The 14,664-nt window shown below is 68.1% G+C and carries 12 protein-coding genes; 6 read left to right on the top strand and 6 right to left on the bottom strand.

The genetic code is table 11. The annotated features are described in order from the left end of the window. Positions 1–18: 18 nt before the first annotated feature. The 6 genes from IE325_RS09910 (at position 19) to IE325_RS09885 (ending at position 6,006) form a co-directional block, all read left to right on the top strand. The gene (locus IE325_RS09910; protein ID WP_190069416.1) at positions 19–999 is read left to right on the top strand and encodes an ABC transporter permease; all 981 of its coding nucleotides are present in this window, start codon (positions 19–21) and stop codon (positions 997–999) included. Between the two features lie 49 nt (positions 1,000–1,048). Next, a complete protein-coding gene (locus IE325_RS09905; RefSeq protein ID WP_190069415.1) occupies positions 1,049–2,086 on the top strand; it encodes an ABC transporter ATP-binding protein in 1,038 nt (345 codons plus the stop codon). 26 nt (positions 2,087–2,112) lie between these two features. Further along, a complete protein-coding gene (locus IE325_RS09900; protein ID WP_190069414.1) occupies positions 2,113–3,153 on the top strand; it encodes an ABC transporter ATP-binding protein in 1,041 nt (346 codons plus the stop codon). Between the two features lie 139 nt (positions 3,154–3,292). After that, positions 3,293–4,060, top strand: coding sequence for a metallophosphoesterase family protein (locus tag IE325_RS09895; protein ID WP_190069413.1), 768 nt, complete (start codon positions 3,293–3,295; stop codon positions 4,058–4,060). A gap of 113 nt (positions 4,061–4,173) precedes the next feature. Beyond that, positions 4,174–5,214, top strand: a complete 1,041-nt coding sequence (locus tag IE325_RS09890) for an amidohydrolase family protein (RefSeq protein WP_190069412.1) — start codon at positions 4,174–4,176, stop codon at positions 5,212–5,214. Between the two features lie 51 nt (positions 5,215–5,265). Further along, positions 5,266–6,006, top strand: coding sequence for a class I SAM-dependent methyltransferase (locus tag IE325_RS09885; protein ID WP_190069411.1), 741 nt, complete (start codon positions 5,266–5,268; stop codon positions 6,004–6,006). On the opposite strand, the gene IE325_RS09880 is transcribed toward IE325_RS09885, so the two are convergent. From IE325_RS09880 to typA, 6 genes are all read right to left on the bottom strand, one after another. After that, positions 6,003–7,127: an ABC transporter ATP-binding protein gene (locus IE325_RS09880; protein ID WP_190069410.1), complete on the bottom strand. Its 1,125-nt coding sequence runs from the start codon at positions 7,125–7,127 to the stop codon at positions 6,003–6,005. The genes IE325_RS09885 and IE325_RS09880 overlap by 4 nt on opposite strands. A 20-nt stretch (positions 7,128–7,147) precedes the next feature. Next, on the bottom strand, positions 7,148–8,209 hold the full coding sequence (locus IE325_RS09875) for an ABC transporter ATP-binding protein (RefSeq protein ID WP_190069409.1): 1,062 nt from the start codon (positions 8,207–8,209) through the stop codon (positions 7,148–7,150). Between the two features lie 33 nt (positions 8,210–8,242). Beyond that, complete coding sequence (locus IE325_RS09870) at positions 8,243–9,223, bottom strand: ABC transporter permease (protein ID WP_190069408.1); 981 nt, start codon at positions 9,221–9,223, stop codon at positions 8,243–8,245. A gap of 81 nt (positions 9,224–9,304) precedes the next feature. Next, a complete protein-coding gene (locus IE325_RS09865; RefSeq protein ID WP_190069407.1) occupies positions 9,305–11,113 on the bottom strand; it encodes an ABC transporter substrate-binding protein in 1,809 nt (602 codons plus the stop codon). Positions 11,114–11,170: 57 nt separating this feature from the next. Next, positions 11,171–12,205, bottom strand: coding sequence for an ABC transporter permease (locus tag IE325_RS09860; RefSeq protein ID WP_190069406.1), 1,035 nt, complete (start codon positions 12,203–12,205; stop codon positions 11,171–11,173). Between the two features lie 351 nt (positions 12,206–12,556). Beyond that, entirely contained in the window at positions 12,557–14,464 is a 1,908-nt protein-coding gene (gene typA / locus IE325_RS09855; RefSeq protein WP_190069405.1) for a translational GTPase TypA, read from the bottom strand. Between the last annotated feature and the right edge of the window lie 200 nt (positions 14,465–14,664).

The following is a 14,664-nucleotide window of genomic DNA, read 5'->3' as shown; positions in this document are numbered from 1 at the left end:
CAGGAAAGCCACTCCCCCATGCTTCGCTTCCTCGTCCGCCGGTTCATCGGCGCCGTGGTCACGCTGTTCATCATCAGCGCGGTCACGTTCATGCTCTTCTACGCGGTGCCGCGCGACCCGGCCCGGATCGCCTGCGGCAAGCTCTGCACCCCGGAGACGCTGGAACTGATCCGCCACAACATGGGGATCGCGGACCCGATGCCGGTCCAGTTCTGGCACTGGCTCAGCGGCATCTTCCTCGGCCGGGAGTACCCGGGCTTCGGCAACTGCGACGCCCCCTGCCTGGGCTACTCGTTCGTCAACCGCGAGCCCGTCCTCTCCACCATCCTGGACCGGTTCCCGACGACGTTCTCGCTGTTCATCGGCTCGTCCGTGGTGTTCCTGATCTTCGGCGTCGGCGCCGGCATGCTCGCCGCCCGCAAGCAGGGCAAGGCCACCGACAAGTTCGCCAGCAGCGCCTCGCTGGTCGCCTCGTCCATGCAGATCTACTTCGTGGGCACCCTGGCTCTGTACCTCTTCGTGTACCAGTGGCAGATCCTGGACCAGCCCGGATACACACCCTTCTCCGAGAACCCGGGCGAATGGTTCGCCGGACTCCTGCTGCCATGGCTGATCCTGGCGCTGATCTTCACCGCGAACTACACCCGTATGACGCGCTCCCAGATGGTCGAGCAGCTCAACGAGGACTACGTCCGCACAGCCCGGGCCAAGGGCCTGTCCGGACCCAATGTGTTCTTCCGGTTCGCCTGGCGCGGCGCCATGGGCCCGATCGTCACCATCTTCGGCATCGACATGGGCGTCCTCCTCGGCGGCGGCATGATCACCGAGAAGACCTTCAGCATCCAGGGCATCGGCATGCTCGCGGTGAAGTCCGCGACCAACAACGACCTGCCCATGCTGCTCGGCGTCATGGTGGTCACGGCCAGCTTCGTCGTCCTCGCCAACATCGTGGTCGACGCCTGCTACGCCCTGATCGACCCGCGCATCAGGCTCGCCTGACCCCCGCCCCCACCAGCTACCCCGCATCACCCCTCACTGGAGCGTCCCCGTGACGAGCACCGATCAGCAGCCCTTCCTCTCCATCAAGGACTTGAAGGTGCACTTCTCGACCGAGGACGGCACTGTCAAGGCCGTCGACGGTCTGTCCTTCGACCTCGTACGCGGCAAGACGCTGGGCATCGTGGGCGAGTCCGGGTCCGGCAAATCGGTCACCAACCTGACCATCCTGGGTCTGCACAACCCGGACAGCACCACGGTCGAGGGCTCCATCACCCTCGACGGCGAGGAGCTGAACGGCGCCTCGGAGAGGACCCTGGAGAAGCTCCGCGGCAACAAGATGTCGATGATCTTCCAGGACGCGCTGACCTCGCTGTCGCCGTACCACACCATCGGCAAGCAGATCGGTGAGACGTACCGCAAGCACACGGGCTGCTCCAAGAAGGCGGCCCGTGAGCGGGCGATCGAGATGCTGAAGCGGGTCGGGATCCCGCAGCCGGAGATCCGGGTCGACGACTATCCGCACCAGTTCTCCGGCGGTATGCGGCAGCGCGCGATGATCGCGATGGCGCTGGTCTGCGACCCGGAGCTGCTGATCGCGGACGAGCCGACCACGGCCCTCGACGTGACCGTCCAGGCGCAGATCATGGACCTGCTGAAGGACCTCCAGAAGGAGTTCGGCACGGCGATCATCTTCATCACGCACGACCTCGGTGTCATCGCCGACATCGCGGACGACGTGCTGGTGATGTACGGCGGCCGGTGTGTGGAGCGCGGCACCAAGAAGGAGGTGCTGCGCGACCCGCAGCACCCCTACACCTGGGGCCTGCTGAGCTCCATGCCGAGCCTGGACCACCCGGTGGACGTGCCGCTGAACCCGATCCCGGGATCGCCGCCGTCGCTGCTGAACCCGCCGTCGGGCTGCCGTTTCCACCCGCGGTGTGCCTTCGCCGAGAAGGTCGAGGGCGGCCTGTGCTCGTCGGAGCGTCCGCTGCTGGAGCTCGTCGACGGACGTGGCTCCGCCTGCCACCTGACCGCCGAGCAGCGCGGCGAGTACTTCTCCGACCTGGCCGGCAGCTCGGCCAACTGACGTACAAGAGACGGGATTTCACCACCATGAGCAGCACCACTCCCCTCCTGGACGTCTCCGGGCTGACCAAACACTTCCCGATCAAGGGCGGTTTCCCGATCCGCCGGACCGTCGGCCATGTCCAGGCCGTCGACGGCCTCGACTTCCAGGTCAACGAGGGCGAGAGCCTCGGTCTGGTCGGCGAGTCCGGCTGTGGCAAGTCCACGACGGGGCGTCTGATCACCCGTCTGCTGGAGCCGACGGCCGGGAAGATCTCGTACCAGGGCAAGGACATCACGCACGCCAACCGCAAGCAGCTGGCGCCGGTCCGCTCCGAGATCCAGATGATCTTCCAGGACCCGTATGCCTCGCTGAACCCGCGGCACACGGTCGGCAAGATCATCGCCGGCCCGATGGAGATCAACGACATCAACCCGGCGGGCGGCCGCGAGAAGCGCGTCCGTGAACTGCTGGAGATCGTCGGCCTCAACCCCGAGCACTACAACCGCTTCCCGCACGAGTTCTCCGGCGGCCAGCGCCAGCGCATCGGTGTCGCCCGTGCCCTGGCCCTGGAGCCGAAGCTGATCGTGGCGGACGAGCCGGTCTCGGCCCTCGACGTGTCCATCCAGGCGCAGGTCGTGAACCTGCTCCAGAAGGTCCAGCAAGAACTCGGCATCGCGTTCCTGTTCATCGCCCACGACCTCGCCGTGGTCCGCCACTTCTCGCAGCGCGTCGCCGTCATGTACCTCGGCAAGATCGTCGAGATCGCCGACCGCGACGACCTGTACGAGAACCCGCGCCACCCCTACACCCGGGCGCTCCTGTCCGCCGTGCCCGAGGCGACGGCGGACGACACTCCGGCCCGTGAGCGCATCCGCCTCAAGGGCGACGTCCCCTCGCCCATCAACCCGCCCTCCGGCTGCCGCTTCCGCACCCGCTGCTGGAAGGCGACGGACAAGTGCGCCTCCGAGGCCCCGCCGCTGGTCCAGGTCGAGGGCAACAAGCCCGGCCACCTGACGGCCTGCCACTACCCGGAGACCCACGAGGCGACCACCGCACCGGTGCTCTCCAAGGAGCCGGTGGCCTGAGCCACGCCTGCGTTTCGTCCGAGGGCCCGCGCCTCCCCGGCGCGGGCCCTCGGACATTTCCTTCGCAGTGCGAGTAGTACGGGCTTCGCGGGAACTCGTGGGTCCACCGGCCCTCCCCTCGCCCCCGGATACTGGCGACATGCCCAACCGAGTAGCCGTCCTCTCCGACATCCACGCCGTCCTGCCCGCCCTCGAAGCCGTCCTCGCCGAGCCCGACGTCCGGGACGCGGAGCGGATCGTGCTCACCGGTGACATCGCGTACGGCCCGCAGCCGACGCAGGTCATGGATCTCCTGACCGGGCTGGGCGACCGGGCGGTGTGGATCCGGGGCAACGCCGACCGCGAACTCGTCGAGTACCGCCGTGGAACGCGTACGACGATCCCCGATCCCATCGCCCCGTTCGCCGCCGACAGCCTCCGCGACGAACAGGTCGACTTCCTGGAGCGGTTGCCGACGTCCCGCACGCTGCCCGTCGAAGGGCTCGGGCAGGTGTTGTTCTGCCATGCGACACCGCGCGACGACGAGGAGGTGGTGCTGGTCGACTCCGCCGCCGGACGCTGGGCGGAGGTCCTCGCCGGGGTCGCCCCCGCTGTCGGCACCGTCGTGTGCGGCCACACCCATATGCCGTTCACCCGGCTCGCGACCGGGCGGCTCGTGGTGAACCCGGGCAGTGTCGGGATGCCGTACGGCAGGCCCGGCGCCCACTGGGCGCTGCTCGGGCCGGGGGTCGAGCTGCGGCGCACCCCGCTGGACGTGCCGGCCGCGGTCGCCCGGGTCGCCGCGGAGTCGGCGTACGAGCAGGCGGCCGAGTGGGCCGACTACTTCCTCGCCGCCCGGGCCACCGAGGCGGACGCCTTCGCGGTGTTCGCGCCCCGTGACGGCCGCGAGCGCCTGTCCGGCGGATGAGGCCGGCCGAGGCCGAGGGGAACGGCATCTCATCGAATGCGGGTGAGTCGGCCGGGGCCGCCGGGGACGCGCCCTGCCACTCAACTCCCCTCCCCCTCAAGTAGGTTGAGAAGATGGCCCTTCACCTGCGCGGCACCCTCCTCCCCGCCGGCGCGGTCGGCGAGCTCTGGATCCTCGGTGACCGCATCACCTTCGAACGCCCCTCGGTCGAGGCGGAGACGGTGGCCGACGGCGGCTTTCTGCTCCCGGGACTGGTCGACGTCCACACCCACCCGGGGGCCGCGCCCCAGGACCAGGAGCGCTGGGACCCCGACGCGTTCGCCGAGCAGATCACCGCGCACCGGGACGCCGGGACGACGGCGTTGCGGTTCCCTGGGCTGCTCGGTGAGATCCCGGACGCGCTGCGGGACGCGCCCGACATGCCGCGCATGATCACCGCAGGGCGGTGGCTGGCGTGGGCCGGGCTGTCGAAGAACGCCGACTTCCACACCATCACCGACGACCTCGTCACCGCCGCCGTCGCCGAGGCCAAGGCCCATGACGGCTGGTGCAAGCTCATGGGCGACTGGGACTACGAGGCGGACCCGGTGCCGTACGACATCCTGCGTGCCGTCACCGACGCGGTGCACGCGGAGGGCGGACGGGTCGCCGCGCACTGCCAGTCGGCGCAGGGCGTGCTCAACGCGGCGCGGGCGGGCGTCGACTCGATCGAGCACGGCATGGGGATGCCGGAGGAGTGCGTGGAGCTGATGGCGGGGCACGGTGCCGCGTACGTCCCCACCCTCACCCCCTTCGCCCGAAGGGCACCCCAGGTCAAGGACAACCCCCGCGGGAGGCTCTGGCGCGAAGGCCACCGCATCATGATCCGCCGGGTCCGCGAGGCCCACGACGCCGGCGTCACCGTCCTCGCAGGCACCGACTCCGCCCCCTTCGGCAACGTGGCCACCGAGGTCGAGCACCTCATCGCCGCCGGACTGCCCGCCGACGTGGCGGTGGGCGCGGCGAGTTGGGTGGCGCGGGACTTCCTGGGGCTGCCGGGGCTGGTCGAGGGCGGTCTCGCCGACGTCACCGTGTACGACGCGGATCCGCGCCTGGAGCCCGGGGTGCTGCGGCATCCCCGGCGCATCGTCCTGCGCGGGCGGGTCCTGCGCTGAAGGACGGCGAAGCGGCCCTGGCGCAGGGGGAGTTGTGGCACACTTCCGCGAGTGGTCGATCGGTCGTTCGGGGATCTCTCGCTAGCCGCTCTGTACGACATCCTGAACCCCTGGGGGCCGGGGGACGACTTCTACCTCGGGTTCGTGATGGGTGCCGACGCGGTGCTCGATGTCGGATGCGGGACGGGGCAGTTGTTGCGGCGGGCCCATGGTGAGGGGCATCGCGGGCGCCTCGTGGGGCTGGATCCCGCCGCCGCCATGCTCGTACAGGCGCGGCAGCGCGCGGGCGCGGTCGAGTGGGTGCTCGGGGATCTGCGGACGCGGTACTGGTACGGCGAGTTCGATCTCGTCGTGATGACCGGGCATGTCTTCCAAGTGCTGCTCCGCGACGAGGAGTTGCGTGCCGCGCTACGGGCCGTGCGTGGCGCCCTGCGCGTCGGCGGGCGGTTCGTGTTCGAGACGCGGAATCCGGCGGCACGGCCGTGGGAGGCGTGGACGCCCGAGCGGGTGCGTGAGGTGGCCGCCCCGGACGGACACGCCCTGCGGATGTGGCACGAGGTGCAGCGGCCCGTCCTCGGCGATCGCGTGACGTTCACCGAGACCTACGACGGCGACACCTGGCAACGCCCCCGAGTCAGCCGCTCCACCCTGCGCTTCCTCACCCCCGAAGCACTGGACGCCCACCTCCGCGAGGCCGGCCTGACCGTCGTCGACCGTTACGGCGACTGGCGGCGGACCCCGCTCACCGCCACCAGCCCCGAGATCATCACCGTGGCCGAGGCGGCCCCTTAGTCGTCCTCCGCCCCCTCCTCCAGCGCCGCCAGCGCCGGATCCAGCACGATGTCCTCGTCCCGCGCCTCGATCGTCGGGTCCTCCGGGAAGTGGCAGGCCGTCAGATGGCCCGTGTGGTTGCCGGAGAGCTGCACCAGGGGCGGTTCCTCGGAGGCGCACTTGTCCTGCGCCTTCCAGCAGCGGGTGCGGAAGCGGCAGCCGGAGGGCGGGGAGATCGGGGACGGCACATCGCCGGCCAGCCGGATCCGCTCCCGCTGGGCCGCCTCCTCCCCGGTGATGTTCACCTCGGGCACGGCCGACAGCAGGGCGTGGGTGTAGGGGTGCCGGGGGCGGGTGTAGATGGAGTCGCGGTCGCCGACCTCGATCACCTTGCCGAGGTACATGACGGCGACGCGCTGGGAGAAGTGGCGGACCACGGCGAGGTCGTGGGCGATGAACAGGAAGGCGATGCCGAGTTCCTGCTGGACCTTCTGCAGCAGGTTCACGACCTGCGCCTGGATGGACACGTCCAGGGCCGAGACCGGCTCGTCCGCCACGATCAGCTTCGGCTCCAGGGCCAGGGCACGGGCGACACCGATACGCTGCCGCTGGCCGCCGGAGAACTCGTGCGGGAAGCGGTTGTAGTGCTCGGGGTTGAGGCCGACGATCTCCAGCAGCTCACGGACCCGTTTCTCCCGGCCGCCGTCCGGCTGGAGCCCGTTGATCTCCATCGGACCGGAGATGATCTTGCCGACCGTCTGGCGCGGGTTCAGCGACGCGTACGGGTCCTGGAAGATCATCTGGATCTCGGACCTGATCGGCGCCAGCTCTCTGCGCGTGGCGCGGGTGATGTCCTTGCCGCGGTACGAGATCCGGCCGCGCGTCGGCTCCAGCAGCTTGGTGATCAGCCGGCCGGTCGTGGACTTGCCGCAGCCCGACTCCCCCACCAGACCGAAGCTCTCGCCGACGTGCACGGTCAGGTCGATGCCGTCCACCGCCTGCACCTGGCCGACCGTACGGCGGATCGGGAAGCCGCCCTTGACCGGGAAGTGCTTGACGAGCTTCTCCACCTCCAGCAGCGGTTCGCCGGGCGCGTCGGTGACGGCGTCGCGGGGAGCGGGGAGGACGAGGTCCTCTGTCATATCCGTACTCCTCCTGGCCACTAGCCGAGTCGGGGCTTGATCTCTTCGATGAAGATGGTCCGCTTCTGCTCCGCCGTCAGATGGCAGGCGGAGGAGCGGTCCGGGCCGAGCAGCGGGACCTCGTTGACACAGCGGTTGCCGCCGACCCGGTCCTGGAAGGTGCAGCGGGGATGGAAACGGCACCCGGAGGGCGGGCGGAGCAGGGACGGCGGGGTGCCGGGGATCGGGGCGAGCGGGGCGTGCGGGTCCGAGTCGAGACGGGGCATCGAGTTCAGCAGGCCCCAGGTGTACGGGTGTTGCGGCGCCCTCAGCACCTCGGCGACGCTGCCGCGCTCCGCCGCACGGCCCGCGTACATCACCATGATGTCGTCGGCCATGTCGGCGATCACCCCGAGATCATGGGTGATGAAGATGATCGCCGAGCCGAACTCCTGCTGGAGGTCCTTGAGCAGGTCCAGGATCTGCGCCTGGACGGTGACGTCCAGGGCGGTGGTCGGCTCGTCGGCGATCAGCAGATCGGGGTCGCAGACCAGGGCCATCGCGATCATCGCGCGCTGGCGCATACCGCCGGAGAACTGGTGCGGGTAGTCCTTCGCACGCTGCCGCGGGTTGGGGATGCCGACCTTCCCCAGCATCTCCACCGCCCGCTCCCAGGCGGCCTTCTTCGAGGCGCGCATGTGCTTCATGTACGGCTCGGCGATCTGCCGGCCCACCGTGTAGTACGGCGACAGCGCGGTGAGGGGGTCCTGGAAGATCATGGCGACCTTGTTGCCGCGCAGCTTCTCCAGCTCGGACTCGCGGGCGGTGGTCAGCTCCTTGCCGTCCAGCAGGATCTCGCCCTCGACGGTGGTGAACATGGGGTTGTGCAGGCCGAGGATCGTCAGGTTGGTCACCGACTTCCCCGAGCCCGACTCGCCCACGATGCCCAGCGTGCTGCCGCGCTCCAGGTCGAACGACAGCCCGTCCACGGCCCGTACGACGCCGTCCTCGGTCCGGAAGCTGACATGCAGGTCCCGCACCGAGAGGAACGCGCCCTCGCCGGCCGGGACCGGGGCGCCGGCCTCCTTGGTCAGAGTGGTCACGTCAGTGCTCCTCAGCCTGTTCCTCAGCGCGGCCTAGGCCAGCCGCACACGCGGGTCGATGAAGGCGTACGTGGCGTCGACGACGATGTTGCAGAGCAGAATCATGGTGGCGGAGAACAGCATCACGCCCAAGAGGAGCGGCAGATCGCTGAAGAACACCGACTCCACCGCGAGCCGGCCGAGGCCCGGCAGTCCGAAGGTGTACTCCGTGATGATGGCGCCGCCGAGCAGTGAGCCGAGGTCGATGCCGAAGATGGTGACGATGGGGATCAGGGAGCCGCGCCAGGCGTAGCGGAAGAAGACGTACCGTCTGGACATGCCCTTGGCGCGGGCGGTGCGGACGTGTTCCTCCTGGAGCTGTTCGATCATCGACGAGCGGGACATACGGGTGTACTGCGAGGCGAAGATCGTGGACAGGACGACCCAGGGGATGATCAGGCCCGTGAACCAGGCCCCGGGGTTCTCGGTGAACGGGTTGTAGGCCGGTTTGTCGAAGACATGGGTCTGATAGACGAGGATCGCCAGGGCCAGCGGGCCGAGGAAGTAGATCTGCATCGAGCTGATCACCATCGCGCCGGCCGTGAAGGTCTTGTCGACGAGCGTGCCGCGCTTCCAGGCGGCGATCAGACCGGTGCCGAGACCGACGACCAGGAAGCAGACGGCCCCGCCGAGGGTGAGCGAGACGGTGGTGGGCAGCCGGTCCATCAGGGTGCCCCAGACCTGCTCGTTGGAGTGGTACGAGTAGCCGAAGCAGGGCGCGGGGCAGGGGCCCTGGGCGAAGTCGTCGCTGCCCGAGACCAGGTTGGTCAGGAAGATCCAGTACTGCTCGGGGATCGGTTTGTCGAGGCCGAGCACCCGGTGCAGGTTCTCCAGGTTGGCCGGGGTGCACGTCTTGCCGCACATCAGGAGCGCCGGGTCGCGCGGCATCCCGAAGAACAGCAGGAACGCGACGATGCTCAGCAGAAAGAGGATGATCACGGCGCCGAGGGACCGGCGGACCAGGAAGCGCAGCATGGCAGGCTCTCAGACGTCGAACCGGGCGGCATCCGGTGCCCCTCGCACGGGCGGAGGGCACCGGATGCCTGGCGGGCGGGGTTACTTGACGAACAGGCGGCGTGCGTCGACGCCGGCGATGATGTCGTCGTAGACAAGTCCGCCGATCTTGGATCCGGCGATCTGGACCTGCTTGTAGTAGGCGGTCGGTACGACGTTGACCACCTTGGTGAGCAGGTACTTGTCGAGCGTCTCCCATTCGGCCGCGGCCTTGACCGGGTCGGTGATCTTGTTGATGCGGTCGATCTCGCTGTTGACCTTGGGGTCGTTGACCTGCGAGTAGTTCTGGGCGCCCTCGGCGATCACGCGTCCGTCGTACAGCGGCGGGATCACGGTCGAGGCGGACGGCCAGTCGGCACCCCACGCGGTGTGGAAGATGTCGTAGTTGTTGTCCAGCTTGCTGACCTGGTCGTAGAAGGTCTCGGCCGGGATCTCCTGGCGCTGGACGTCGAAGCCGGCCTTCTCCAGGCCCGCCGCCATGGCGGTGGAGTACTGCTGGCCCTCGGGGGTGTTGATGTAGCCGAAGGTCAGCTTCAGTCCGGTCTTGCCGGCCTCTTCGAGCAGCTTCTTGGCCTTGGCCGGGTCACCGGCCGGCTTCTTCTTCTTGCCGTACGGGTCGAACGACGGGTCGTAGCCGCTGACGGTCGGGCTGATGATGCCGCCCGCGACCTCCATCGCGTCGGTGCCGCCGTAGGCACGCACGAACGGCGTGACCGGGAGGGCGTAGGCGATGGCCTGGCGGACCTTGAGGTCCTTCATCTCCGCGTGGCTCATGTTGATGTTGACCTGGCCGACGTACGGCTGGAAGCCGGAGACGGTACGGGACTTCATCTTCGGGTCGTTCAGGACCTTGGACAGGTTGCCCGCGTCGACCTGGTTGCTGAAGCTGACGCCGGTGCGGTCGGTGCCGCTGTCGGCGAGGAGCGCCTTGGTGGAGTCCTCGTACTGCTGGTTGAAGGTGATGTTGAACCGGTCGACGTACTGGTGCCGCAGCGGGTCGGTGGCCGGGTCCCAGTTCTCGTTCTTGACGAGCACCATGGACTTGCCGGACTTGAACTCCTGGATCTTGTACGGCCCGGTCACCACCGGCGCCTTGTCGTACTTCTCCTTGGTGTCGCCCTTCTGGGAGACGACGGCGTAGCCCGTCATGGCGAGGGCGTACGGGAGGTCGGGGTGCGGGTTCTTGAACTTGAAGAGAACCGTTTTCTCGTCCGGTGTCTCCAGGGTGCTGTCCGGCAGATGCTTGCCCTTGAACGGGCCGTCCGGCAGCAGCTTGCGGTAGTCGGTGCCCGGGGTGTCGGCCAGCCACTGCTGGATGTACGGCGGGCCCTGGTTGATGAAGGCCGCGAACTGCCGCTCGAAGGTGTGCCGTACGTCGGCCGAGGTGATCGCCGAGCCGTCCTGGAACTTGATGCCGTCCTTGAGCGTGAACTTCCAGGTCTTGCCGCCGTCGGTGGTGGTGCCGGAGTCGGTGGCGAGGTCGCCGACGACCTCGTGCTTGCTGCCGTCGTTGCTGGTCGCCTTGTAGCCGGTCAGACCTCTGTGCAGCAGTTGCGAGACCGACATCTCGTCCTGGACGTAGATCTGGGCCGGATCCAGGTGCGCATAACTGTCGCGTGCCAGCACCGAGATGGTGCCGCCGCTCTTGGCTCCCGGGACCTCGGCCGCGGGGCCCTTGGACGCGGCCGCGTCCCCGAACTTGATCGCCGACTGCTGGCGTTCGGCGTTCTCCTGCTGTTTCTTGTCATCGCCACCGCCCTTGCTGCCGCCCTCGCTGCACCCGGTCAGCACCAGTGCGCCGGCCGCGAGCACCGAGATTGCCGCGTATGTGTGGCGTCCGCCCTTACTCATCACTCAGTTTCCACCCATCTGTGTGTCACCAGTGCGAAGGAAGTGCCAACCAGTTGTTCAGCGCGCCGTCTTGGGGTCGAAGGCGTCCCTGACGGAGTCCCCGAGCAGGTTGAACGCGACGACGAAGATGATCATCGAGATGCCCGGGAAGAACATGTAGGTGATGTCGTTCTGCATCACGAGCTCGGTGGACGCCTTGGAGAACATCTGCCCCCAGTCCGGCGTCGGTTCGACGATGCCCACGCCGAGGAAGGACAGACCGGCCTCGGCGGTCACGAAGTTGGGGAGCATGTAGGTGCTCTGCACGAGGATCGGCGTGACCACGTTCGGCAGGATCTCCTTGCGGATGATCCGGCCCGGCGGGGCCCCGCTGACCTTGGCGGCCTCGATGAACTCCCGTTCCCGCAGGGCGAGTGTGGTGCCTCTGAGGATCCGTCCGAGGCTCATCCAGCCCAGGAACCACATCACCAGGATGAGGGCGACGACCCGGACGTAGACGGGGGTCTCGTCACGCGGGCTGACGAACAGGGAGACCACCACGGGCATGCTCGCGATGAAGAACAGCTGGGCCGGGAAGGCGAGCAGGAAGTCGATGACCCTGCTGATCCAGTAGTCCGCCTTGCCGCCGAGATAGCCGGCCGTGACGCCCAGGATGATGCCGGTGAGCACGGTCGCGAGGGTGACCGCCACCGCGATCCCCAGCGAAGTCCGGATGCCGTAGAGGAGTTTGGTGAAGACGTCGTAGCCGTTGCCCGGTTCGAGGCCGAACCAGAACTCGCCGCTGATGCCGCCGTTGGGCTGCACCGGCACGCCCGCGCTGTCGAACAGCTCGGGGCGTTCGTCGGCGTACACCGTGTACGGGTTCTTGCCGTAGAGCCAGGAGACGACCGGGGCGAGCAGGCCGATCAGGAAGAAGAAGATGACGACCGAGGCCGAGATCACGCCGGTGCGGTCGCGTTTGAAGCGGATCCACATCAACTGGCCGGGGGACCGGCCGACGAGCTGTTCCTCCTCGGCCTTCATCGCCGGCGACGGTTCACCGTCCGCGATGGCCGAGGCACCGCCACCCTCAATACCGATACGACTTGTCACGTTTCGCCCGTTTCGCTGGTATGAGTATGCCCAAAGCGAGGCGTACGGAAGTCCGCAGCCGGACGCGCGTAGGGAGGTTCAGCCGCCCCCCTGGTGCCGATAACTATCTGCCATGCGCCAACTACCGACTACCGTCTTTAAATCTCAATTCAGTCACAGCTGGCGCGTAGATCTTCCAAAGTCCGGACAAACCGTCGGCGTCAAGAACGGCGCGAAACGGGCGTGTTACATGGCTATCGGGCGACGATCCCCGCATTTCGGACAGGAGGCTGATTCTCGGCCATAGGAAAATGGCTTGCAAAAGGGCCCGGACTCCCCTAGCGGGGGAGTCCGGGCCCAAGTGTCCGAATACTAGCCGTGCTTGGCGCGGCTCGCGGCGCGGGCGCGCTCGCGGGCGTCCAGGTTCACCTTGCGGATACGGACGGCCTCCGGGGTCACCTCGACGCACTCGTCGTCGCGGCAGAACTCCAGGGACTGCTCGAGGGAGAGCTTGCGCGGCGGAACGATCGCCTCGAACGAGTCGGCCGAGGAGGAGCGCATGTTGGTGAGCTTCTTCTCCTTGGTGATGTTCACGTCCATGTCGTCGGAGCGGGAGTTCTCGCCGACGATCATGCCCTCGTACACCTCGGTGCCGGGGTCGGTGAACAGCACACCGCGCTCCTGGAGGTTCGTCATCGCGAAGGCGGTGACGGCACCGGCGCGGTCGGCGACCAGCGAACCGTTGTTACGGGTCTGCAGGGCGCCGAACCAGGGCTCGTGGCCCTCGTGGATGGAGTGGCCGATGCCGGTGCCGCGCGTCTGCGTGAGGAACTCGGTACGGAAGCCGATGAGACCGCGCGACGGCACCACGAACTCCATGCGGACCCAACCCGAGCCGTGGTTGGACATGTTGTCCATCCGGCCCTTGCGGACGCCCATGAGCTGCGTGACCGCGCCCATGTGCTCCTCGGGCACGTCGATCGTCATGCGCTCGACCGGCTCGTAGACCTTGCCGTCGACGTCCTTGGTGACGACCTGCGGCTTGCCGATGGTCAGCTCGAAGCCCTCGCGGCGCATCTGCTCGACCAGGATGGCGAGCGCGAGCTCACCACGGCCCTGGACCTCCCAGGCGTCCGGACGCTCGGTGTCGAGCACCCGGAGGGAGACGTTACCGATCAGCTCGCGGTCCAGGCGGTCCTTGACCTGACGGGCCGTGACCTTGCGGTCCTTGACGGCGGCCTTGTTGTCGGCGCCCTTGCCGGTACCACCACGGCCGACCAGCGGCGAGGTGTTGGTACCGATGGTCATCGAGATCGCCGGCTCGTCGACCGTGATCAGCGGCAGCGGGATCGGGTTCTCGGGGTCGGCGAGGGTCTCGCCGATCATGATGTCCGAGATACCGGCGACCGCGCAGATGTCACCGGGGCCCGCCACCTCGGCCGGCTTGCGGGTGAGCGCCTCGGTCATCAGCAGCTCGGTGATGCGCACGTTGGACATCGTGCCGTCGCGCTTGATCCACGTGACGGTCTGGCCCTTGCGCAGCTCGCCCTGCTCGACACGGAGCAGCGCGATACGGCCGAGGAAGTTGTCCGCGTCCAGGTTGGTGACGTGCGCCTGGAGCGGGGCCTCCTCGTCGTACTCGGGGGCCGGGACGTGGGACAGGATCGTGGAGAAGAACGGCTCCAGGCTGTCGCTGTCCTGCGGGACGGTGCCGTCCTCGGGCTTGGTCAGCGAGGCCACACCGTCACGCGCACAGGCGTAGACGATGGGGAACTCGATCTGGTCCTCGTCGGCGTCGAGGTCGAGGAAGAGGTCGTAGGCCTCGTTCACGACCTCGTCGATACGGGAGTCGGGGCGGTCCGTCTTGTTGATGCACAGGATGACGGGCAGGCGGGCCTGCAGCGCCTTGCGCAGCACGAAACGGGTCTGCGGCAGCGGACCCTCGGAGGCGTCGACGAGAAGCACCACCGCGTCCACCATCGACAGACCGCGCTCGACCTCGCCACCGAAGTCGGCGTGGCCCGGGGTGTCGATGATGTTGATGGTGATGACGTCGCCGCCATCCTTCGGGTGGTACTTCACGGCCGTGTTCTTGGCCAGGATCGTGATGCCCTTCTCACGCTCCAGGTCGTTGGAGTCCATCATGCGGTCGTCGAGCGACTCGGCGGCGTGCGCTGCGAAGGCACCGGCCTGCTTCAGCATGGCGTCGACGAGGGTCGTCTTGCCGTGGTCGACGTGGGCGACGATGGCGACGTTGCGGATGTCGTGGCGCGTGGCCATGGTGTGGCGTACTCCCGGAGTGGTGACGACGGCTCTCGCGTAGCTCTCTGATACGCGGGCCCTGCCGGGCTGGACACGCCACGGCCTCACCCCATGGTACGGGGCCGCTGCCGCTGGGGCTCGCCGGGATACGTCGGTGCAGGTGGGGGGCCTTTTATGCGCCCCCGCCGCCCCTACCCGTCCCATCCTTCCGGGGCTCC

This window comes from Streptomyces lanatus (assembly GCF_014655715.1).
Lineage (GTDB): Bacteria > Actinomycetota > Actinomycetes > Streptomycetales > Streptomycetaceae > Streptomyces > Streptomyces lanatus.
This window is presented reverse-complemented; position numbering and strand designations above follow the sequence as displayed.